The 21529-nt window shown below is 48.9% G+C and carries 14 protein-coding genes and 1 pseudogene; 14 read left to right on the forward strand and 1 reads right to left on the reverse strand.

Annotated elements, in window-relative coordinates; all coding sequences use genetic code 11:
* The first annotated feature begins 2 nt into the window (after positions 1-2).
* The 9 genes from gnpA to QU597_RS03500 all read left to right on the forward strand — a co-directional run bounded on the left by gnpA (position 3) and on the right by QU597_RS03500 (position 15074).
* Entirely contained in the window at positions 3-2165 is a 2163-nt protein-coding gene (gene gnpA / locus QU597_RS03460; protein WP_310831386.1) for a 1,3-beta-galactosyl-N-acetylhexosamine phosphorylase, read from the forward strand.
* Positions 2166-2382: 217 nt separating this feature from the next.
* Positions 2383-3135, forward strand: a complete 753-nt coding sequence (gene yaaA, locus QU597_RS03465; RefSeq protein WP_310831387.1) for a peroxide stress protein YaaA — start codon at positions 2383-2385, stop codon at positions 3133-3135.
* 488 nt (positions 3136-3623) lie between these two features.
* Complete coding sequence (gene xynA, locus QU597_RS03470; RefSeq protein ID WP_310831388.1) at positions 3624-4259, forward strand: endo-1,4-beta-xylanase XynA; 636 nt, start codon at positions 3624-3626, stop codon at positions 4257-4259.
* 118 nt (positions 4260-4377) lie between these two features.
* Entirely contained in the window at positions 4378-5235 is an 858-nt protein-coding gene (locus tag QU597_RS03475) for a formylglycine-generating enzyme family protein (protein WP_310831389.1), read from the forward strand.
* A 178-nt stretch (positions 5236-5413) separates the two neighbouring features.
* Complete coding sequence (locus QU597_RS03480; protein ID WP_310831390.1) at positions 5414-7699, forward strand: helix-turn-helix domain-containing protein; 2286 nt, start codon at positions 5414-5416, stop codon at positions 7697-7699.
* Between the two features lie 268 nt (positions 7700-7967).
* Positions 7968-8927: an ABC transporter permease gene (locus tag QU597_RS03485; RefSeq protein WP_310831391.1), complete on the forward strand. Its 960-nt coding sequence runs from the start codon at positions 7968-7970 to the stop codon at positions 8925-8927.
* Positions 8928-8942: 15 nt separating this feature from the next.
* On the forward strand, positions 8943-9815 hold the full coding sequence (locus tag QU597_RS03490; protein WP_310831392.1) for a carbohydrate ABC transporter permease: 873 nt from the start codon (positions 8943-8945) through the stop codon (positions 9813-9815).
* A 71-nt stretch (positions 9816-9886) separates the two neighbouring features.
* Positions 9887-11563, forward strand: a complete 1677-nt coding sequence (locus tag QU597_RS03495) for an ABC transporter substrate-binding protein (protein WP_310831393.1) — start codon at positions 9887-9889, stop codon at positions 11561-11563.
* Between the two features lie 145 nt (positions 11564-11708).
* Positions 11709-15074 carry a HEAT repeat domain-containing protein gene (locus QU597_RS03500; RefSeq protein ID WP_310831394.1) on the forward strand — a complete coding sequence of 1122 codons (3366 nt, stop codon included), beginning with the start codon at positions 11709-11711 and terminating at the stop codon, positions 15072-15074.
* Between the two features lie 52 nt (positions 15075-15126).
* Here QU597_RS03500 and QU597_RS03505 read toward each other — a convergent pair whose 3' ends face one another.
* Positions 15127-16128 carry a MerR family transcriptional regulator gene (locus QU597_RS03505; protein ID WP_310831395.1) on the reverse strand — a complete coding sequence of 334 codons (1002 nt, stop codon included), beginning with the start codon at positions 16126-16128 and terminating at the stop codon, positions 15127-15129.
* A gap of 135 nt (positions 16129-16263) precedes the next feature.
* On the opposite strand from QU597_RS03505, the gene QU597_RS03510 reads away from it, so the two are divergent.
* The 5 genes and pseudogenes from QU597_RS03510 (at position 16264) to QU597_RS03530 (ending at position 21448) form a co-directional block, all read left to right on the forward strand.
* The gene (locus tag QU597_RS03510) at positions 16264-17268 is read left to right on the forward strand and encodes an ABC transporter ATP-binding protein (RefSeq protein WP_310831396.1); all 1005 of its coding nucleotides are present in this window, start codon (positions 16264-16266) and stop codon (positions 17266-17268) included.
* Positions 17265-18056, forward strand: coding sequence for an ABC transporter permease (locus tag QU597_RS03515; RefSeq protein ID WP_310831397.1), 792 nt, complete (start codon positions 17265-17267; stop codon positions 18054-18056). The genes QU597_RS03510 and QU597_RS03515 overlap by 4 nt, the downstream gene beginning before the upstream one ends.
* 79 nt (positions 18057-18135) lie before the next feature.
* A pseudogene (locus QU597_RS03520) lies at positions 18136-18849 on the forward strand (ABC transporter permease).
* A 113-nt stretch (positions 18850-18962) separates the two neighbouring features.
* Positions 18963-20231, forward strand: a complete 1269-nt coding sequence (locus QU597_RS03525; RefSeq protein ID WP_310831398.1) for a helix-turn-helix domain-containing protein — start codon at positions 18963-18965, stop codon at positions 20229-20231.
* A 53-nt stretch (positions 20232-20284) separates the two neighbouring features.
* Positions 20285-21448: a GyrI-like domain-containing protein gene (locus QU597_RS03530; RefSeq protein ID WP_310831399.1), complete on the forward strand. Its 1164-nt coding sequence runs from the start codon at positions 20285-20287 to the stop codon at positions 21446-21448.
* Positions 21449-21529 lie beyond the last annotated feature (81 nt).

Consider the following 21529-nt stretch of genomic DNA (forward strand, 5'->3'; position numbering starts at 1 on the left):
GGTTGGCCAAACCGACTAAGGGCGCTTTTACCCTGCCGGGTGAATCCGGTTATGAAGCACTGACCCTGGAACTGGCGGAACGCTGGGGTGCCGATGTTATCCGTGACAGTGACGGCACGAAGTTGTCCGATGAAATTATTAATGCAGGATACGGGATCTATTCTACGATCTGTATCATCAGAGATCACAATGAGTGGGCATCGCAGAATTTGGATAAACTGCAGCAGTGTTTTCTGATCACCAATCCGAAGGTAGCGGTGCAGGATTACTTATCCGTCTATCTGATGGAGGATTTCTTCGCGGAACAGTTCAGAGTCAATGATTCCAAAGAAGCGTTCAAATACTGGCAGGTTACCGACCGGACGACCGGAGAAGAGGTTCCGAGAGAACAATGGAATTATGACCGCGAATCGGGGAATGTGGTCCTGACCGGAATTACGCCTTGGCATAAATACACAGTCAGCTTCATGGCCTACCGGATCTGGGAAGAGATCTCCATGTACAACCACACCACGAATAACTGGGACAAAGAGCATCTGATGCAGATAGATCCCATGTATCCGGATACGCAGGCGTACATGCTGGACTGGATGGAGAAATGGTGCGCTGAGCATAAGGAAACTACCGTTGTCCGCTTTACCTCGCTATTCTATAATTTCGCCTGGATCTGGGGCAGCAGTGAGCGCAACCGCCATCTGTTCTCGGACTGGGGCTCCTATGATTTTACGGTGAGTGCCAGAGCGCTAGATTTGTTCGCCAAAAAATATGGCTACCCGCTGACGGCTGAGGACTTCGTAAACGGCGGGAAATACCGTGTCAGTCATATTCCAGCGGAGCAGCATAAGCTCGACTGGATGGCTTTTATTAATGACTTTGTGATCGGCTTCAGCAAGCAGCTCATTGACATTGTACATAACCACGGCAAGCTGGCGTATGTTTTCTACGATGACAGCTGGGTCGGTATGGAGCCTTATAATGACCGGTTCGGAGAGTTTGGCTTCGACGGGATGATCAAATGCGTATTCTCCGGCTATGAAGCACGGATGTGCTCAGGGGTAAAAGTGGATACGCATGAGATCCGGCTGCATCCTTATTTGTTCCCGGTGGGGCTGGGCGGTGCGCCTACCTTTATGGAGGGCGGGGACCCTACCCTGGATGCCAAGAAATACTGGATCAACATCCGGCGCGCACTGCTCCGCGAGCCGATTGACCGGATCGGACTGGGCGGGTACCTGCACCTGGTCGAGCCTTATCCGGATTTCTGCGACTATATCGAGAAGATTGCTGATGAATTCAGGGAGATCAAGGAGCTGCATCACCAGGGCAAGCCGTATCAGGTGAAGACCAAGGTAGCGGTTCTGCACAGCTGGGGCAAGCTGAGATCGTGGACGCTGTCCGGCCATTTCCATGAAACATTCATGCATGACCTGATTCATATCAATGAAGCCTTATCCGGGTCGCCGGTGGAAGTGCAGTTTATTGACTTCGAGGATATCCGTCAAGGAGTCCTGCAGAACGTAGATGTAGTGATCAATGCCGGTGCAGCGGGTTCAGCCTGGAGCGGCGGTAGGCACTGGAAGGACAGCAAGGTTGTAGACCTTCTGACCAAATGGGTATACGAAGGCGGCACGTTCATCGGGGTTAATCAGCCTTCCGCCGTTGAAGGCTATGACACCTACTTCAGAATGGCCCATGTTCTTGGTGTGGATGAGGATACCGGCGCCAGAGTCGTCCATGGCAGATGGGCTTTTGAAGCTAAGGATGAGCTCGGCCTGTTGCCTGAAGGCGCAAGCATTGAAGCCAAGCAGGGGATCTATCTTACCGATGGAGCGGCATCAGTAGTACAGCAAGCCGGCGGCAGAGTTACACTGTCCACGAATGCCTTCGGGAAAGGCAAGGGAATCTACCTTCCTTCGTTCGAATTCAATCTGGAGAATACCAGACTGCTGCTGAACCTGATCCGTTATGCGGGTAATGAGCTGAATGACAACAAGTACATCACGGATAACCTCTACACAGAGTGCGCTTATTATCCGGAGAGCAAGATGCTAGTCGTGATTAACAACAGCGCTGAGCCGCAGAAGACCTCCGTTGAGACGGAGTACGGCCAGCAGACGCTGGAGCTGGCCCCGTATGATACGGTGATTACTACAATCGGTGAATAGCAGGAGTCACGGTCAAACCCTAAATAATAAGATCTCAAAGTCAATCTCTATAATAACTATTGAAAAGCTCAAGCCCGCGGCTGTATGCCCCAGGCTTGAGCTTTTTGCGGTGAGCCTCTCTCTGCTGGTAATGATGAATAGAAGCCGATGAGAGTGAAAATGTGATAGGATAAGAAGACATTTATTATCCCCGTGGGGGAGTAGAAAAGGGAGTATCATGAGAATCATTATTTCGCCTGCCAAAAAGATGAAGACAGACACAGATATCTTTACGGAGCGCCAGATGCCGCAATTTCTAAGCGAATCGGAGACGCTGCTGGCCGCTTTACAACAAATGAGCTACGAGGAACTAAAAGCCATATGGAAATGCAATGATGCTATCGCCACGCTGAATCTTGAGCGGATTCGGGATATGGAGCTAACCCGGAACCTGACACCGGCGCTTTTTTCCTACGAAGGAATTCAATATCAATATATGGCACCAGGTGTGCTGCAAATGGACGAGCTGGAATACCTGCAGGAGCATTTGCGGATATTGTCCGGGTTCTACGGGATGCTCCGGCCGTTTGACGGGGTTGTTCCCTATAGACTGGAAATGCAGGCTAAGCTGGCCGGGCCCGGCTTCAGTTCGCTCTATGGGTTTTGGAACAGAAGGCTGGCGGATCAGCTTTTCTCGGAGAGTAAGTGCATTCTGAATTTAGCCTCCAAGGAATACAGCAAATGTATCTCCCCTTATCTGGGCGAAGATGTCCGGATGGTTACTTGTGTGTTCGGGCAGGAAATCGGCGGCAAGGTGGTTGAAAAAGCGACGTTCGCCAAGATGGCCAGAGGTGAAATGGTCCGCTTCATGGCCGAACGGCAAATCCGGCATGTGGAGGAGATTAAGAGCTTTACCGGACTAGAGTTTGGTTATGCTGATGAGTTGTCGAGTGAGAGCACCTATGTGTTTATACAACAAACGGGCAAGTAGTATGGATACGGACATCCACTCGAATTAATTAAAAGTAATGGTGCTGTTTACGATGAGCCTATTAGGGTAGCTGCCCCCATAGCTTACGATGCCAGGATTAGCCGGTGTCCTAAGGCCAAACACCAGAGAGATGCCCATAATCATGACAAAGAATGTGGCGGTCAGTCTTTTCATAGATTGTTCAAGCTGTAAATAGAGATTTTCCAGCATTCCGGTTTGCTGCTCTTATGTAGAGCCGTCCTTTCACAGGACGGTTTTTTATTTTGGGCTTTATCCAATTAGATGGACAACTTCTATAAAAATTGGGATTAAATCTTTAATTTGCTAACTGTATTGTAAGCGCTTACGAATTATAATTTACTCGGAAAGGAGGCGGAAGCAGGTTTTTGGAAGTAGATCAGTAAGTTATGAGCAGTAAGTGGCAACACCCGGTAAGTAGTGTACAGGTAAGCAGTAACCAACAACAAAACATTTTAGGAGGTAAGGGTATGTTTAAATTTAATAAGAAATTATTAACGGCCTTATTTGCAGCTTCAATGAGTTTCAGCTTGTTTGCAGCAACTTCAAGTGCAGCGACAGACTATTGGCAAAATTGGACCGATGGCGGCGGGACAGTAAATGCTACGAACGGATCTGGCGGAAACTACAGTGTGAATTGGTCAAATACCGGGAATTTTGTTGTTGGTAAAGGCTGGACTACCGGATCACCTACTAGAACCATCAACTATAATGCAGGCGTCTGGGCACCATCCGGCAACGGGTATTTGACTCTCTATGGATGGACAAGAAACTCCCTGATCGAATACTACGTTGTGGATAGCTGGGGTACTTACAGACCTACCGGAACCTATAAAGGGACCGTGACCAGTGATGGAGGCACATACGATATTTATACAGCCACACGAACCAACGCCCCTTCCATTGACGGAACAGCAACCTTCACCCAGTTCTGGAGTGTACGGCAGTCGAAAAGAGCGACCGGAAGTAACGTTGCCATCACTTTTGGCAACCACGTGAACGCATGGAAGAATTACGGGATGAATTTGGGCAGCAGCTGGTCTTACCAGGTGCTGGCGACCGAGGGATATCAAAGCAGCGGGAGTTCTAACGTAACGGTGTGGTAACCGTTCAGCTGCCAGCAGGGCAGCAGACAGTTTCATTGATATGACCAGGGCCTGCCGGCCACACAGCCGGGGGCCTAATATATTAACCTTTTCCATTCTGCTTAAAGGGGATCTATCCATGAGAAAATTATTGATTTTCTTTATCATAGCCGTCATAGGCGTTATCACCGCTTGTTCGCAGGCAGAGCCTGATAAGAACGAAAAGCCTGAATCCAAGGATAACCTGGTATTCGTCCAGGGCGGGAGCTTTATAAACACCAAGTCCAATTACTATGGGAAAAATGTAAACCTGGCCGATTTTTATATCAGCCCATATGAGGTAACTCAGCAAGAGTGGATAGAAGTCATGGGGAGTAACCCGTCCCACTTCCAAGGCGGTAATCTGCCAGTAGAAATGGTAAGCTGGTATGACGCAGTGGAGTACTGTAACCGCCGGAGTATACAAGAAGGTCTGGAACCTTACTACAATATAGACAAGGATACACAAGATCCGGAGAATAAGAGCAGCAACGATAATATAAAGTGGACAGTAACGGTCAACGAGGGAGTGAATGGTTACCGGCTGCCGACAGAAGCGGAGTGGGAATATGCTGCAGGCGGAGGCCAGTTGAGCAAGAGCTACACCTACAGCGGAAGCAACAATGCCGATGAAGTCGCCTGGTATTGGAGAAATGCCGGGGATCAATATTTATCCGGAGAATGGAACTGGCCCATCATAGAAAACAACAATAATGCAACCAAATCTGCCGGCATCAAGAAGCCAAACGAGCTGGGGCTTTACGATATGTCAGGGAATGTAAGGGAATGGTGCTGGAACTGGTACGGGGATTCGGATAGTACAGGAGGTGCTTACCGGGTTGTGAAGGGCGGGGGCTGGATTGGCGGCGTCAATAATAACGAGTCCGCTTTCCGAGGGAAGTTTGAGGGAAGCGGCATAGGTCCTGATCAGGGGTTCCGTGTGCTCCGCAGTGAGTAATGTGATAATCCTGCCTTGGTGCTAAGAAATTCGTCTCCTGCTGTTGTTCCTGTAAAATCAAAGAATCCCCGGCAAGTACACAAACTGTACATGCAGGTTTCAATTTGTACATAGGAAGCCTCTATAGATTTCATATATGATGGTAAATGTACAAAAAAGGGAATGAGGGGGAGGGCATTTGAATTTGGAAAGGGGTCACTTCACACAAAGCGTGGTTTTTCGCTTAATTCTATCGTATGCGGTGATTCTGTGCATACCTGTTATTCTGAGTGTAATTATTTATGGCCAAACCAGGGGCATTGTAAAAAATGAAATTAAGCTGGCAAGCGGAGCAATGCTCCAGCAGGTAAGATATATCGTGGACAGCGAGCTGCTGCAGACAGAGAGTCTGGCGGCACAACTGGCCGTTCATTCGGAGGTTAAAGCACTTCTTTCTTCATCGACAAAGGAGAGCGCTTACAGGATTTACAGACTTAAGCAGGAACTGAACAAAATGACCTCCGCGAACAATTTCATTAAGGAGATTAACCTGTATTCGAAGCCTCTACAATCGGTTCTTTCCAGTGAAACGTATATAAAGGAACAGTCTTTTTATGAGATGAAGCTGCAGACGGACACGTTTGCGTATGAGGATTGGCAAGCGCTGTTAAACCGGCATCATCCGGGGGAGTATATGCTGCTTCCGCTCAAAAACCAGGATCAGAAGGTTACCTATACACCGTTCTATGTCCGTTCCTTACCGATCCAGACGACTGCCGATCTGGCCGGCGCGCTTATCATACCGCTCAATGTTGAGAAGCTGACAACGATCCTGTCGAACATCGATTGGATCGAGCGGGGCCAGGTATTCATTATGGATACGAAGGGTCAGATCATGATTCAGAATGCCGGAGAACCGATGATTGAACCGTCAGCCTACCAGGAGTGGAACGATCGGGGGACAGGTACCTTTACCGGCACATTCCAGGGTGTCAAATCGATGATCACAATCGAATCCTCCGATACGACTGGCTGGAAGTACATCAGTGTGTTTCCGACCGAGGTTTTCTGGGAGCAGGCCGGAGGGATTCAGACGATGAATATGCTGGGGCTGCTGCTGTGCTTTGCGATCGGCAGCGCGGTTATCTATTATTTCGCCCGCAAAAACTACAATCCGGTAAAAGAATTGGTTAGCGTCTTTTCCCGGAATCCGGCGCAGGGCACCGCTAAATATTTGGACGAATATACGTTTATCCGCCGCAGTGTGCTGGAGACAATCCGCGAACGGGATGATATCCATAGCAAGCATGATCAGCAGCTGCGGGTGCTGCAGAATTACTATTTGGGAAGACTGCTGAAGGGACAGGCTGACCGGAATGTTCCGTTAACGGAGCTGGCCAAAACGTACAAGTTCGCTTGGCCGGCTGATCAATTCGCAGTATTGCTGTTTTATATTGACAGCGGCGGAGCAGGGCCCCATGATCTGGCCTTATCACAGTTTATTGTGTCTAATATCGTGGCTGATGTGATCGGCAACCGGTCGCCGATTCATTTCACCGATGTTGACGGTATGCTCGCGGCGGTCGTGAATATTGATCCACAGGGCAATGAGCATTGGAAAGACGACATCGAGGCAGATCTGACCAAGGCCAATGAATTCATTGCGCTCCGGTATAAGCTCTGCTTCACTACAGCGGGGAGTGAGCTGCAGACAGGCTTGGAGGGTGTACATCTGGCCTTTCTTCAGGCACTGGAAGCCCAGGAGTACTGCATTGTGCGGGGCGAAGGGAAGCTGATCTGGTACGGAAGCATCAAGCCGGGGGAGAGCAGCAGCTATTTCTTCACGGTCAACGACCAGATGATGCTGATCAATTTCCTAAAGGCTGATGAATTCGGTAAAGCAAGAGAGATGATCCTGGACATCATCGAGCAAGCCTTCCAAAAAGAAAGATCGCATGAAATCGCGAAGTGTATTCTGCTTGATGTAGCGACAACCCTGATCAAGGCAATTCCTGACCAGCAGCAGACAGGGATTGCCTGGGATGAATGGAAGCCGCTCAAGCGGCTGTTATCATGTTCAACGAAGCTGGAATTTGAGCAGGAAATTCTCGGACTCTTCGACCGGGTATGCGAGGCGCTTCGCAGCAAGTCAAGCCTGCAGACGAATGCGGGGATTGGTGAGAAGGTTATCGCCTTTGTACAGGAGAACTATGCCGATAAGGAACTAAGCGTGTCCTTGATAGGAGATCATTTCCGGTTGACGCCGCAGTATGTCTCCCGGTTGTTCCGCGAGCAGACAGGGCAGACCGGACTGCACGATTTCATCAGCCAGACGCGCATAGAAGCCGCTAAGGTGCTGCTGCTGCAGGGGGCAAGCATTGATGAGACGGCGGCCAGAGTTGGTTTCGCCAGCAGTCATGCTTTTATCCGGGTGTTCAAGAAGTATGAGGGGATTACACCGGGCAAATACAAAATGATCCAATAAACAGATGGCTTCCGAATCTTCGGAGGCCATCTGTTTTTGCTTTTTAAACCGCATATTTGCAAAAAAGTTCATCCGGTTCAAGATGTCCACCGCCATTTGCCGGGTATCGTACATCATTTCTGTTATTGAACATTGCTGACCTGGAGCGGCTCCGGGTACATTGATGGAGCAGGCGGCGCGGTAAACATCCACCTGCAGCGCTAATACCTCATTTATAGTAAACGGTTACATCATTAGTGTGAATTAATCGTAAGGAAGTGATGATGACATGGCAGTTCCGGTAAAAGCCAAGCATGCAAGCCCCGCCCGGCTTAAGCATGCAGATACAATCCCGCTTTGGAAGCATGTGAAGCAAGAATGGAAGCTGTATTCGTTTCTTGTCATTCCGGTAATCTATTTTATTATTTTCAAGTATGCACCGATGGCCGGGAACATTATTGCTTTCCGGAAGTACAGAGGCGGGCCTAATATTTTCGGATCAGAATGGGTGGGATTTACATACTTCGAGATGTTCATGAAGGACCCGACGTTCTGGAGAGCATTCTTCAATGATCTTACCCTGAGCGTGAGTTACCTGGTGGTTAAATTCCCGGTCACTCTTTTGTTCGCATTGCTGCTGAATGAGATACGGATGATTAAGTGGAAGAAGTTCGTGCAGACCGTATCCTATCTTCCCCACTTCATATCCATGGTCATTGTAGCCGGGATGGTAAAAGAGGTGGTTTCCCTAACGGGGCCGGTGAACAGTCTATTGACCTCTATCGGAGCAGAGAAGATTTCGTTCATCTCCTTGCCGGAATGGTTTCCGGTGATCTATGTCACCTCCGGCGTCTGGCAAAGCCTGGGCTGGGGAACGATTCTGTATTTGGCAGCGATGACCGGCATCAATACCTCACTTTATGAAGCAGCTAAGATTGATGGCGCGAACCGGATGCGGCTCGCCATGCATGTCACGATTCCGGGTATTCTGCCAACGATTATGGTGCTCCTGATTCTGGATATCGGCAGCATTCTGAGTTCCAATTTTGAGAAAATCCTGCTGCTGTACAACCCGTTAACCTATGAAACGGCCGACGTCGTCTCCACCTATGTGTACCGGATGGGGATCACTGGAGGGAACTTCAGCTATGCGACAGCCGTGGGCTTGTTCGAAGGCATTATTGGACTAGTTCTGGTGACGATCGCCAACACTGTATCGAAAAAAACTACAAAATCCAGCCTGTGGTAGAAAGGAGCCGTCCCTGTGAAGAGAAGTGCATCCTTCAGTATGTTTACCATTGTAAACGGTTTATTCATGACGCTGATTGTCATCTTCACCTTGTATCCGTTTGTTTATCTTGTAGCACAGTCCTTCAGTTCGGAAGCTGCCATCTATGCCGGCAAGGTGACGCTATTTCCGGTTGTATTTACGACCAAGACCTATGAGGTCATCTTAAGCAAGCCTGACTTCTTCCATTACTACTGGAATACGATTGTGTATTCCGTGACCGGCACGTTTATCTCCGTCGCGGCGACAGCGGTCATGTCCTATCCCCTGTCCAAAGATAAGCTGCGGCTCAATAAGTTTTTCATCCCGTTCGTGCTGTTTACGATGTATTTTGGCGGGGGGCTCATCCCCAACTACATCCTGATTGCGAAGACACTGGAACTAAGAGACACGATCTGGGCGATTGTCATTCCGGGGGCGATCAGCGCCTTCAATGTCATTCTGATGAAGACGTTCTTTGCCAGCCTGCCTTATGAATTGGAAGAGGCGGGACGTGTCGATGGTCTGGGTGTGTTCGGGATTTTTACGAGAATCATTCTTCCGTTATCGAAGCCTATTCTGGTAACCATTATGTTGTTCGTCATGGTAGGTATGTGGAACAACTGGTTCGGACCATCGCTCTATCTGCAGTCTAAGGAGAAATGGCCGGTCGCCCTGTACCTGAAGCAAATTATCGACAACGCCGTCAGTCCGACAGAAATCGGTGCATCCTCCGATCAGACCAGCCAAATTGCCGCAAGCATCAAATCGACGGCGATGGTACTCACTTCGTTGCCTATCATCTGCATCTATCCCTTCGTGCAAAAGTACTTCGTACAGGGAATGATGATCGGGGCCGTCAAGGGATAAACGGTATAACCGGAAGCGGGCCAGCGTCCATTTCCGTTATATATAGCTCTATCTAAAAAGGGAGGCAAACTATGAGAGTCAGAAAATCAAGTGTGATGGTATTGCTGACATCCATGCTCGTGCTAATGACCGCATGCTCGTCCGGAAATAATGGTGCTTCGGGAAACAATACCCCAGCAGCATCAAACGATGCAGCTAACAACACGACAGCAACAGCTGAGGCGGCAGATTACACCTTCGGTGCAGACCAGACATTCCACTCCAACGAGCCGGTATCCTACTCCATGATGTACAGCGACCATGAGAATTACCCGTATAACAAGGACTGGCGGCTCTGGAGTGCGATTCAGGAAAAAACGAACGTGACCTTCGATCTGTCCATTACGGCAAGAACAGAATACGAGAATCAAAAGTCGCTGCTGGTGAACAGTGGGGATGCCCCATATATTATTCCTAAGACGTATGATGAATCCGCTTTCGTGTCCACAGGCCAAATTGTACCTGTCAGTGATTGGGTGCAGTACATGCCGAACTATATGAAGGCTGTGCAGGATTGGGGGATGGAGGAGGATCTGAAGGCCAAGCTGAAGGAAGACGGGAAATATTATGTGCTTCCGGGCATGTGGGAGATCGCAGGCGGCGGCTATTCCTACATCATCCGTAAGGATGTTTTTGAAGCAGCAGGTGTGGACGTTGAGGGACAGCAGGGGAACTGGACGTACGAGGATTTTTATGAAGCTATGAAAAAGGTCAAGGATTACACGGGCAGTAATTACGTGATCTCTGATCAGTTCAAGGGAGAATCTGCGCTGAATATTGCTGCTGTTCAATATGGGGTTACCGGCGGCTGGGGGCTGTCTAACGGTCTGAATTTTGACCATGATAAACAGCAGTTCGTTTTTGCCGATGCGTCGGAGGATTTCAAAAACTATCTGGGTTATTTCAATAAGTTAATTACTGATGGCATTATGGATCCCGAATCCTTCACACAGGAAGATGATGCGGCCCAGGCGAAGTTCTTCAAAGGCGATACTTATGTGATCAGCGGAATCTATCAGGTGCTGGCGGATTTCAAGAGTAAGATGCAGGTTCCGGATAGCGAGCTCTATATGATTACACAGCCGGGCGGCCCGAAAGGTAAACTTCAGGTCGAGACCTCCCGTCTTGAGAACGGCATCATGATCAGCCAGAATGCGCTCGATGATCTGGGTGAAGAAGGTTTTATCAAAATGCTTCGTTTCATCGACTGGTTATGGTATTCCAACGAAGGTCAGACGCTCAGCCTGTGGGGCGTAGAAGGTGAGACCTATACTAAGGATGCAGCCGGCAACATCGTGCTTAATCCGGATATCTATTACAACGGTATGAATGAGGGAGCTGCCAAACAGCTGAATGTGGATTACGGCTTCGCAGGAGGCGTGTTCGCCTATGGGGGCTCTGAGAAACTGAAAATGTCGAAGATGACCGACGGTGAGAAGGATTTCGTGAACAGGGTCCAGACCACACGGGAGACGCGCAAGCTGGTACCGCCGATCATGGCAACGCCTGAGGAGAGCGAACAGATGAAGCTGATCTCCACACCGCTGATGGATTACGTCAAGACGATGACCCTGAAGTTCATCACCGGTCAGGAGAGCTTCGACAACTGGAATCAGTATACGGCTCAGGTAGAAGCGAACGGCAGCACGCGGTATACAGAGATGGCCAATGAAATTTTCCAGAAGACGAAGGACTTGCTCGGGTATTAGGTTATAAACAAGCTCAAGCCTGCGGCTGTCCTGCGGAGGCTTGGGCTTTTTGGTATGTAAAATTTTAGATTTTTAAAGGGGATGGATTGGCAGATGGAGAATAAAAGCTGATTGGATAAATTAGAACTGGTGAAGGCGGGGACTTATGATGTTCAAAAAAGATCTATTAGATAAAAAGAGTTTACTCAAAGAATTAGATTCACTGGGACATTCAGACAGAATCCGTACGGTGGCCATGCTGGGCCGTAATCATATGAAATCAGCCGAGTACCCGGAATTGCTCGCTTCGTTACTGAAGGGGGGAGTCTACGAGGCTCAGCTTGCCATAATTGGCGCTATTGCCACACAGAATGCCAACATCATTGTGTCAGCATTAAAGCATCCTAAGGCTACTATTCGACATCAGGCTGCTGGTCTTCTAGCCAAAGTGGCTTCAAATATTGAGATTGAACGTGAACTCCCGGATTTATCACAGGAAGGCCGCCGTAAATTGCTGCGCAATATTTCATTTGTTAACCGTCAGGAATTGGCGGAGCGGCTGCTGCCTGTTGTATACGCCCGGTGGGGGGCGGCGGAGGCCTCCATTTTACTGCCTGCATGTCATCAGGAAACAGTCAGTAAATGGCTTACCGATATTGGATATGCTGTTGGAAATTGGGGTAAGTTGGCCAGCCGTCATCTGGATGTGGTTGCAGCGTATTTCAGAACGACTTTAGAAGGTACATCCCCTAGGGAAAAGGGAGCTGTCTGGTGGAGGTTTGCTTCTGCAATCGAAGCTTTATGCAAGGCAAAGCCGGATTTGGTGCTCGAATGTGCTATGAATCATGGACCGATGGGGGTCATCCATCCTGAACTGAGGAAACATCTGGGCACTTTAGTCCGCGTAAATCCGGATGCCGTATACAGGCTGCTAACCCGGCAGGAGTCACGAAGCAGTCTGCTTTCTCATGGGGTGCCGGAAGGCATATTAAATAGAAAAAAATACTTTTCTATCGCTCAGTGGATAGAAATAGCCAAATTACTTGCAGATACTCCCGTCCATCTGGCGAAATTACTGGACAGTATCGCTCCTTCAAGCCGTAAAGTGATTTTCGAGGCGGTATATGAAGAGGATAAGCGTCAAGAGCGTATTTTTCCGGAACGGTTACTGCAGCAGCTGCCGCATGTTGTGCGCGATCAGGAAGCCACCCGAATGCTTGGTCTGCGTGAAATCTATGATAACCGGGAAAAAACGATTAGGATTACTGCCTGCCGTTCTATTCATCATTCTAGAGAGCCCCTGGAAAAAGCCGCATATGCATCTAATGCAGACGAACGTGCAATGGCACTCGTACAGCTGATTAAGAGTACTGCGTTATCAAGACAGGGTATGGATGAGACTCTAGTCTTTCTGGGACGCATCAAAAATGATCAGGACCCGGTACGTTGTGCGGTAATGACAGAGCTAACTGGCACTCCTGCGTCTATGTTTACGGATGAGAATGTAGAAGACCTTACTGTTCTTGTTGATAGTGTCGTGGAGGCCAGAGATACTTCATATGCTACAAGGTCTGCCACTCAGGCACTAGCATTTGTAATCATGCGGTTTAATGCAGGGAATCCCGGAAGCGGGATCTTTAAGTTTGCTTTAAGCACGATCGTAAAGTTAGCCAAGCAGAGCGGGCAGCTTACCCTGCCGTCCTTACAGGACAATTTCCCCCGGGGGATAGAAGAACGTTTGTTTGAAGAGATTTATCCGCTGGCGGCCGCGTCCAATCGCAGAGAAGAATACAATTTGCTGTTCAGCCTGGCGAACTCTTTTGGCAAAAGGGGCTATGGCATCTCAAAGCTTCAGGACTTGCTAAAGGAAGCGGTAAAGGCGAAAACAGCAGCTACCTCAGCACGGGCGGCAAGATATTGGCTTGCTTCTCCTGCAACAAGGGATGAAAGAGTAAGAGAACTATTAACCCTGGACAAATCTTTTATCACCATATTTGAAGTGTTCCGTCATATACATCTTAAACGCCAGGAGTGGCTGGATCCGTTTATTTCGGGAGCTGCTATTAAAGGCAAATTTTTAACGGGGAAAACCATTTATATGGTGCCGGCTGCAGATGGGTTTAGCAGGTGGCTGCCGCGTCAGCAAGAGTCCTTCCGGTCTCTGATTGAAAGAGTTGCTTCCGATGCCAAACGAAGTTTACAGGAGCGCTCTACAGCGATAAAGGTAATGGCAGCAATGCCTGAACTCAGCACAGATAAGCTGGCAGAGTTCTTGGAAGATGAGAACATAGCTATAGTAGAAGCAGCTCTTTATGCACATTCGTTATTGGAGGAGCCCGAAAAGGCACTTCTTGTTCTAATGGCGAATTTGGATGGAGACAGAGCCCGTGTGGCCATGTACTCCATCCCAAGATGCATCCGCAGAGTGAATCCGGCCGTATTGGCTTCCGTGCTTAAAGAACTGTTAGACCGCGACAAGCTGAAAATCACAGTCAGAAAAGAAGCGATTCGGCTACTCGGTGCTTATAGAAGCAGTGACAGCATACCGGTATTGATGAATGAGATCGAAAAACCAAATGCACATAAGGACGTAATCATTGCCATAGGGCACGCAGCGAGACAGCTGTTAGATGATGAACGCGCCTGGGAGATTTTAAGCAGAATGGCTTCTTCCTCACAGAGTGATATTGCAAAAAGTATATTATTCCAACAGCCGAATGAGCTTCCCGCAGACTATAGATCAAGATATTTGGAACTAATTATTAAGATTGCAGGTCATACCGACCCGGATACCGGAAGGCTTGCCCTGAACAGTATGATCCGCTGGTCTAATGGAAATGAAGGGGTCATCGCAGAGGCCACAGCGAAGTTTATCGTGGATTTGGCAGATAGCTCCAGATGGAATACTGCAATGAATACGCTAACCGAAATATGCCGTGATGGTGTAGTCAATGAGCTGGTAATAGGTGTGTTCAAGAGCTTGGCCAGTGTCACAGTAAGAGAGGATTGGAATGCCAATGCCAAAAGAGATTTGCCTCACCGGCAACGCCTGTTGAAATTTGCAGACAAACTGGCAGCACTGCCGAAGAACACACGCGTAAACCTTGTGCCTTTGTATAAGGGGATTATTGACTGTCTGGCACCGGATGAGACATTAATGCAGCCTGTAATGAAGTTGTATGTAGCTTCCATCGATTGGACCCATGTAGCGGAATCCGTTGTTTACTTGAATACTATTGTGAATTGTGTCTCCAATCAGCGGCGTCTTTTGGACAATGCCTATATGCAGATTGCGCAAAATCTAAATGACAGCAAGGGGTATTGGATTCCGGAGACGCTATTGGGAATTGTAGAGGTATTATGGTCTCAAGGCAGTTACGAAGCTCAATGGCTTGGACTATCCTTGCTAGAAGTTGCAGGGAGCGAGTTGTTGTGGAGCCCGGATTGTACCCGCCTATTAAAATTATATAGAAATCATCCAAACATTGAGCTTCGCTCACTTGCGTTAGATATTTGGACGGTAATAGATTAGCCACGACAGCAGATGTATCCTTTCATACAGGGTGGTGTACAGTTGGAGCCTTCTATTGTAGCTCCATGACAATTTGTTTTATTTTGTTGGCGCTTATAGACAAATGACCAAGGGTCTCCAGCCAATGATCGCCTGCACTGATAAATTCAATTTCGGAATCCGCTGTGGGCTGGTTGAGTGCAAGGATGGCCCCGGCGCTGTTGCCGCTGTCGAAAAAGAGCAGGCTGCGCTGGATCGCGGCTATGCTGTAATGATTTTGCCTGAGCATATAGATAATGCGGAGCCGTGCCAGTTCGCTATCCCCGTAGACCCGGGCCTGGTTACGCTCGCGTGGAATATCGATCAGCCCGTTGCGCTCCCAGTTGCGTAATACTTCCGGTGTGACCCCCAGCAAAGAGGCTGCTTCCTTGTGAGTATATACATTTCCTGTGGACGGCAGCTGCCTTTTTTCGGTCCAGTTCTTGAGCAGTGATGCGGTTTCCAGCGCTGAGGCATATTCATTCTCCAGAAGATGCTGATAGGCTGTTGCATGGGTTAAAGCGAGCTGTACGTCCCAGGGTTTAAGCGCGGTTAATACCGAAAAAGCAGTATTTCGTAAGGTGCGGTTGGTAAAGGGGGTGCCAAAGATTAATCTGCAAATCCGAAGCTGCGCAAGATGCCGGTGTGTAAATTGACGATAGTGGTTGTTCGAGCGCTCTACCGGTGAGAGCAGCCCGATTTGTTCATAAAATCTGATCGTATTGGGGTGTACGCCCAGTTCCTGTGCGATTTGCCCGGTCGTATAAAGGAGATCTGCCCCTTGTTTGAGGAGCGGTTTTGGCTTCGCGGGGGCTTCGGGCGGAATATACTTCATTACCTCCCCAATTTCACATCCGAGAGCTGTGCAGATTCTGGCCAGCACCCCAAGATCCGGCCGCTTAATCTCATTGGTGATGTACAGCTGAAGCTGGCTTCTCTGAACCTGTGCAAGCTGGGCCAGCCTGCCGCTGCCGATTCCTCTCCTGCTCATAGCAGATTCTAGAATCATTTCGAAATGTCCCCACTGCTCCGCCATACCCCATTACCCTCCTGGAAGAAATCTGGATTCATTATATCGTATGGATAAGTAGCTATCAAACATAACCTTCCAACTATACACCACCCTTCCCCCGGAATGTTACACTCCTCACATCAGAAGGAGGGGGAGCTTATGGCGTATCATATCCAAGTACAACATTTATCGAAAACCTATCGTGTCCCAGTCAGGAAGGCTGGACTTCGTTCGGCCGTCCGCAGTCTAATTCGTCCACAATTCAGCGAGGTCAAAGCGGTTGATGATGTGAGCTTTACCATAGAGCGCGGGGAGATGGTGGGTTTCATCGGACCGAATGGGGCGGGCAAGACTACAACACTCAAAATGCTGTCCGGACTGCTCTACCCCACATCGGGCGAAGTCACGGCGGCGGGTTTCACCCCATGGCAGCGGAATTCCCAATATCTCAAAAAAATCAGCATGCTTATGGGAAATCGCAGTCAGTTGCAGTGGAATAACACCGTATATGATACGATGTACATTTTCAAAGAGATCTACGGGGTCTCAGCAGAGGATTTCAAAAAGCATCTGGGGGAGCTCACCGAAATGTTCGATGTGGGAGACCTCATGAACAAACGTGCACGCAACCTCTCGCTTGGTGAACGTTCAAAGTGTGAGTTTATTATTTCCCTTCTGCATAAGCCGGAAATTTTGTATCTGGATGAGCCGACGCTGGGGATGGACGTAACGATGCAATTAAGGCTGAGGCAATATATGAAGGAATATAATCAGAAATATGGTACAACGGTTATTCTAACCAGTCATTATATGTCGGATATCACCTCTCTTTGCTCCAGAGTCCTGTTAATCAACAGCGGGAACCTGATCTATGACGGCAAGCTGTCCAGCCTGACGGATAAGCTCACGCCGTTCCGGGTAATCCGGCTGACGCTTGAGGAAGAGAATCCGCGGCTGTGCGGGGAAAGCCTTCAGACGGGCGGGATTCCGGCAGAATTGATCGAAAATAATGGCAATGAGTATACGCTTCGGGTGAACAAAGAGGAGGCGGTAAAAGCAAGTGCAATGCTGATGAGCAGGTATGCCCTGATTGATTTTGGCATCGCGGATCCCCCGGTCGAATCGGTGATTGATAAAATATACGCGGAGGGGATTACCGTATGAATATCCGTGGCGGAATGGCTATGATTCGGGGGCAGCTCTTCAGCTTTCTGTCGGAAAAGGCCTTCTTCTGGACGCTTGCCGTTGGCTGGATGACAGGGCCAATCATCTATATGATGGTTTGGGCGACGGCAGCGTCATCGGGCACCATCGGAGGGTACGACAGAAATGCCTTTGTTTTGTACTACCTGTGCCTTATCCTCATCAATCAGATGACGTATCCGACGACACATTGGTCAACAGCTCAAGCCATACACAATGGTTCAATATCCTCTGCGTTGCTGCGCCCCTTGCCGCTAATTTATGGGGCAATCGGACAGGAGGCGGCAGTCAAAATAGTGTGTGTTCCGTTTGTCGCCGCTGTTGTTGTGGTAGCGGGCTTATTATTCGGTGTACAGGTCAGCTTTACGTTCACACACCTGGCTGCGGGCCTGGCGGCGCTGGCACTTGCACTACTGATTCGATTTCTGCTCGCCTATATCCTATCGCTTCTTGCTTTTTGGACGCAGCAATCAGGTGCTCTGTTGAATGTCAACGAGACCTTCATCTTTCTCTTTGGCGGACAGGTGGCTCCGCTTGCCCTGTTTCCGGATAAGCTTAGCCATCTCACCTACATATTGCCCTACCGTTACATGATTTCCTTCCCGGTCGAAGCGTTAATGGGAACGCTGTCAAGCCGGGAGTTGACTCAGGGCTTTATGATGCAGCTGATCTGGGCGGCTGTTCTAATGCTTGTGCATTACGTTATCAACCGCTACGGTCAAAAAAAATATTCGGCAGTGGGAGGCTGACATGAGATATTTCAAACTAATTGTCATCTTCATTCAAGCGGCATTTCAGAATGAATCGGCGTACCGGATGAATTTCTTCATGAATTTTTTAAGCGCAGGTTTAAGTCTGGCGGGCGGTATTGGAGGTATCTATATTCTGTACGTCAACAATGAGGTCCTTAACGGCTGGACGATGACGGAAACGTTGGCCGTACTCGGCGTTTATATGCTGGTGCAAGCCGTGAAAAATATTGTGATTGGTCCTAGCATGAACAAGCTTGGGGGCTTGGACGGCGAAATTGAAAATGGAACGTTTGATTACACCTTACTGAAGTCCATATCCACACAATATTATGTCAGCGTAAGGGAATGGTAGATTTGGTCAGTCATGCATATTGCCGTTGCCGCTGGTGTTATTATTTTTGCGTTAAACGGCATGGACCAGGAAATCGGCGTATTGGCTATTGCCTTGTTTATGCTTGCGCTGCTTGTTTCACTGGGCATCCTGTACTCCATCATGCTGATTTTGAGTTCCCTCGCTTTCTGGTACAGAGGCACTTACGTGCTGTGGATCATGGAGGACTTTCTGCAGGCAGGAAGGTACCCTTTAGGTATCTATCCGCGTTCGATTCGTTTGTTTCTGCTATGGGTACTGCCGGTCGGTTTTATTGTTGCCGTTCCGGCCGAAGCTCTTGTCCAAAACGCGCAGCCTTTCATGCTGATGGCAGGGTTTATTCTGATGATTGTTCTGTTCGTGTGTGCGACGATTTTTTTCAACCGCAGCCTGCGGAAGTATTCTAGCGCGTCAAGCTGATAGTCAGGAAGGATTTTCCATAACCTCTGTGGAAATAGGAAGGAACGGATGCCGGGGTCTCCAATGGCTGGAGGCTGCCCGGCCGCTTCATCTCACCCTTTTGGAGGATCGTAATGGACAAAGCCGTCAGGTTCACAAAATCCATAGCGTTCATAGAGGAACATTTACAAGGCGACATTGATCTGGAGCTGGCCGCACAGGCCGGATTCACATCCCTGATGCAGCTGTATCGGGATTGTTACACCTATACCGGTCATTCGGTTAAGGAATACATCCGCAAACGCCGGCTGTCGAGCGCACTCGGTCTGATTAAATGTTCGGAGCTCCCACTCGCCGAGATTGCATATGCTTGCGGTTACAGCTCCCAGCAGGCCTTATGCAAATACGTAAAATCAGCCACCGCAATGACTCCATTAGAATACCGTAAGAGTGAAACCTGCTACTTCTTCCCCAGATTCGGCAGCGAACCGGTAAGGCCGGTAACCGTTACTGCAGAAACGATCCCCACGACCATACACACCAACTTCTATGATCCCAAGCTATGCGGCATGGAACAGCGGGCACTACGTGCGCTGCACGAACTTTTACCCGGATACATAGGCAGAATTTTTGGCAGAAACGGACAGCAGCAGGACGGATTATTTTGTTATGAGCTCGCTGTAGAGTATGACCTTATCGTGCTGAGTGAGCTAAAACGCAGTATTTTTCAAGGAGCTGCTATCCATCCGGAAATCCGGCAGACCTTCGCCAAAACGAGCGTTATCAATGATGAGACGGAGATTGGGCTGGCCTGGAATTATCTGTATATGAATTGGCTGAGAACCAGCATGTTCATGCAGGCTGCCGAGAGTTATTTTGAAGAGTACATCTATAAAGGCGGTGAAGTGAAAAAGCTCATTTTGTATTTACCGGTGAAGAGGCGGACGGATTACAACAAGATCAGCAGGGAATTCTGTGCAGGCTTACTGTTCCTGGTATCCTCCCAAAGCGGGGAGCAGGCAGAGGAAGCGGCTTCTGCAGCGGTAATGAATTACCTTTTGCTGGTTAAGCCTGAGGCTATAAGAACTGTGAGGGAGTTTTATGTAGCCCGGAGCGGTACGGACTGCACCTGCGGAGTAAGGATTGAACAGGCGCTGGAGCTTCCGCTGAATAGCGGGCTGGAGATTCTGCGGGTTGCCGAAGGCAGCTATGCAGTACTTGAGAGCAGCGGCAGCAGTGACAGCGGGGTGCTCGAGGAGCTGTTGGACCGCTATATCAGCGAGAACGGATGGAGCAGGGACAACGGGACTGCTTTTACAACGTATGAGACAGGCGGCAGGCATGAACCGGAGAAGATACAGATGAAAGTATGGATCCGGATGAAACATGTTAAAAACCGATAATACCGGTGACATTATTTTCGGTAAAGTAGAGCTATGAAAGGAGCTGGAATGTAATGAATCTAAGAAGGCAAGCAATGCCGGAGCAAGCATCTGAAGGTTACAGCCCCCAAGTAAAACCGGTAATCCTGAGAATGGTCGAGGAGATGAACCAGATGGAGCTTCCAAGTGAAGTATTCGTAGAACAGGTCACTGAATATTGCACAATTGTGGACAGACCAGAGATGAACATTGTTGGCATTGCCCTGCCGCTTACCTATGAAAGCCGGGGATACGGCGGTTATTATGGTTTTGAGCATGCGAGCTGCACGCTGAATGACTACTTTTATACGAAAAAACTGATCTCAGAGGGCGATATAGCGTTACTCTCCGGCATTATCAGCCAGCACATCAAAGGCAGAGATATTGTCACGGTCAGAACAGAGGTGAAAGGCGACGGGAATTACAAAGTGGTTGTTGGATATGAGGTGAGCAGCTTTGAGGGGCTGCCGGAATGTCTGCCGGAATATACGGAGACGCTTACAGTACCCGCCTGCCGTTATGCCAAAGTTCTGATCAACGAAACTCAGCAGGACGGACGGATCGGCTATGGCGAACGCATGCATGCGGATGAATACTTCGTCGGCGAATTCCGCCATGACACCAGCTATGTCTATAACCCCGCCGGGCTTGGATTCAATACATATGATGACTCGGGGGATATCCTCACCAAATATGAGCCTGTCCTAATTCCGGAGAATACCGCAGAACGTTTTGCCTCTATTCGCTGTAAGGTGGTTGCTTTGCCGGAGATGAAAATCGCCTGTAGCGTAACACCGCCCGATTCTGAGGATTTTGTGATTTCGAAATATTTTAAGGTTCAAGATCAGGTGTTTGCCACAGAGGCGGCTAAATACTATCTCCATGATTATTACGGGTTTCCGACGAACAGCGATCAGGAAGGGAAGATCAACTCCTGTTTTGGCACAAGAGTCAGTACCTTTGATTCGCTTCCGGATTGTGTGGAGAAGATCACTTTGCCAGGCGGCATCTATCTGCACATTACCCAGCTCGAAGTAAATGGCGATAACCCGGGCATTCCATATGATGTAGCGTTTAATCATCTGGATGAGCTGTTCCTGTCTACGCATCCCGAATACCAGCGTGACTGGAGCAGGCACGTGATCGCCCGGTTCCGGCAGGCCAATTGTGCTTCTGTATTTGTACCGCTTTCTAAGTAGCAGCAAATATGACCTATAGCCCAGTTAGCGGAGCAATATAACAAGCGTCCTGCTGTTCTGGATGAACTGGCCAAAATCTAA

It is taken from the genome of Paenibacillus pedocola (assembly GCF_031599675.1).
GTDB lineage: Bacteria > Bacillota > Bacilli > Paenibacillales > Paenibacillaceae > Paenibacillus_AQ > Paenibacillus_AQ pedocola.

Coding starts and splice junctions, on each gene's coding strand:
- QU597_RS03475 (WP_310831389.1), top strand. CDS start 4,378: ATGAGAAAATTATTGATTTTCTTTATCATAGCCGTCATAGGCGTTATC.
- QU597_RS03515 (WP_310831397.1), top strand. CDS start 17,265: ATGAATATCCGTGGCGGAATGGCTATGATTCGGGGGCAGCTCTTCAGC.
- yaaA (WP_310831387.1), top strand. CDS start 2,383: ATGAGAATCATTATTTCGCCTGCCAAAAAGATGAAGACAGACACAGAT.
- QU597_RS03530 (WP_310831399.1), top strand. CDS start 20,285: ATGAATCTAAGAAGGCAAGCAATGCCGGAGCAAGCATCTGAAGGTTAC.
- xynA (WP_310831388.1), top strand. CDS start 3,624: ATGTTTAAATTTAATAAGAAATTATTAACGGCCTTATTTGCAGCTTCA.
- QU597_RS03495 (WP_310831393.1), top strand. CDS start 9,887: ATGAGAGTCAGAAAATCAAGTGTGATGGTATTGCTGACATCCATGCTC.
- QU597_RS03510 (WP_310831396.1), top strand. CDS start 16,264: ATGGCGTATCATATCCAAGTACAACATTTATCGAAAACCTATCGTGTC.
- QU597_RS03485 (WP_310831391.1), top strand. CDS start 7,968: ATGGCAGTTCCGGTAAAAGCCAAGCATGCAAGCCCCGCCCGGCTTAAG.
- QU597_RS03525 (WP_310831398.1), top strand. CDS start 18,963: ATGGACAAAGCCGTCAGGTTCACAAAATCCATAGCGTTCATAGAGGAA.
- QU597_RS03500 (WP_310831394.1), top strand. CDS start 11,709: ATGATGTTCAAAAAAGATCTATTAGATAAAAAGAGTTTACTCAAAGAA.
- QU597_RS03505 (WP_310831395.1), bottom strand. CDS start 16,128: ATGGCGGAGCAGTGGGGACATTTCGAAATGATTCTAGAATCTGCTATG.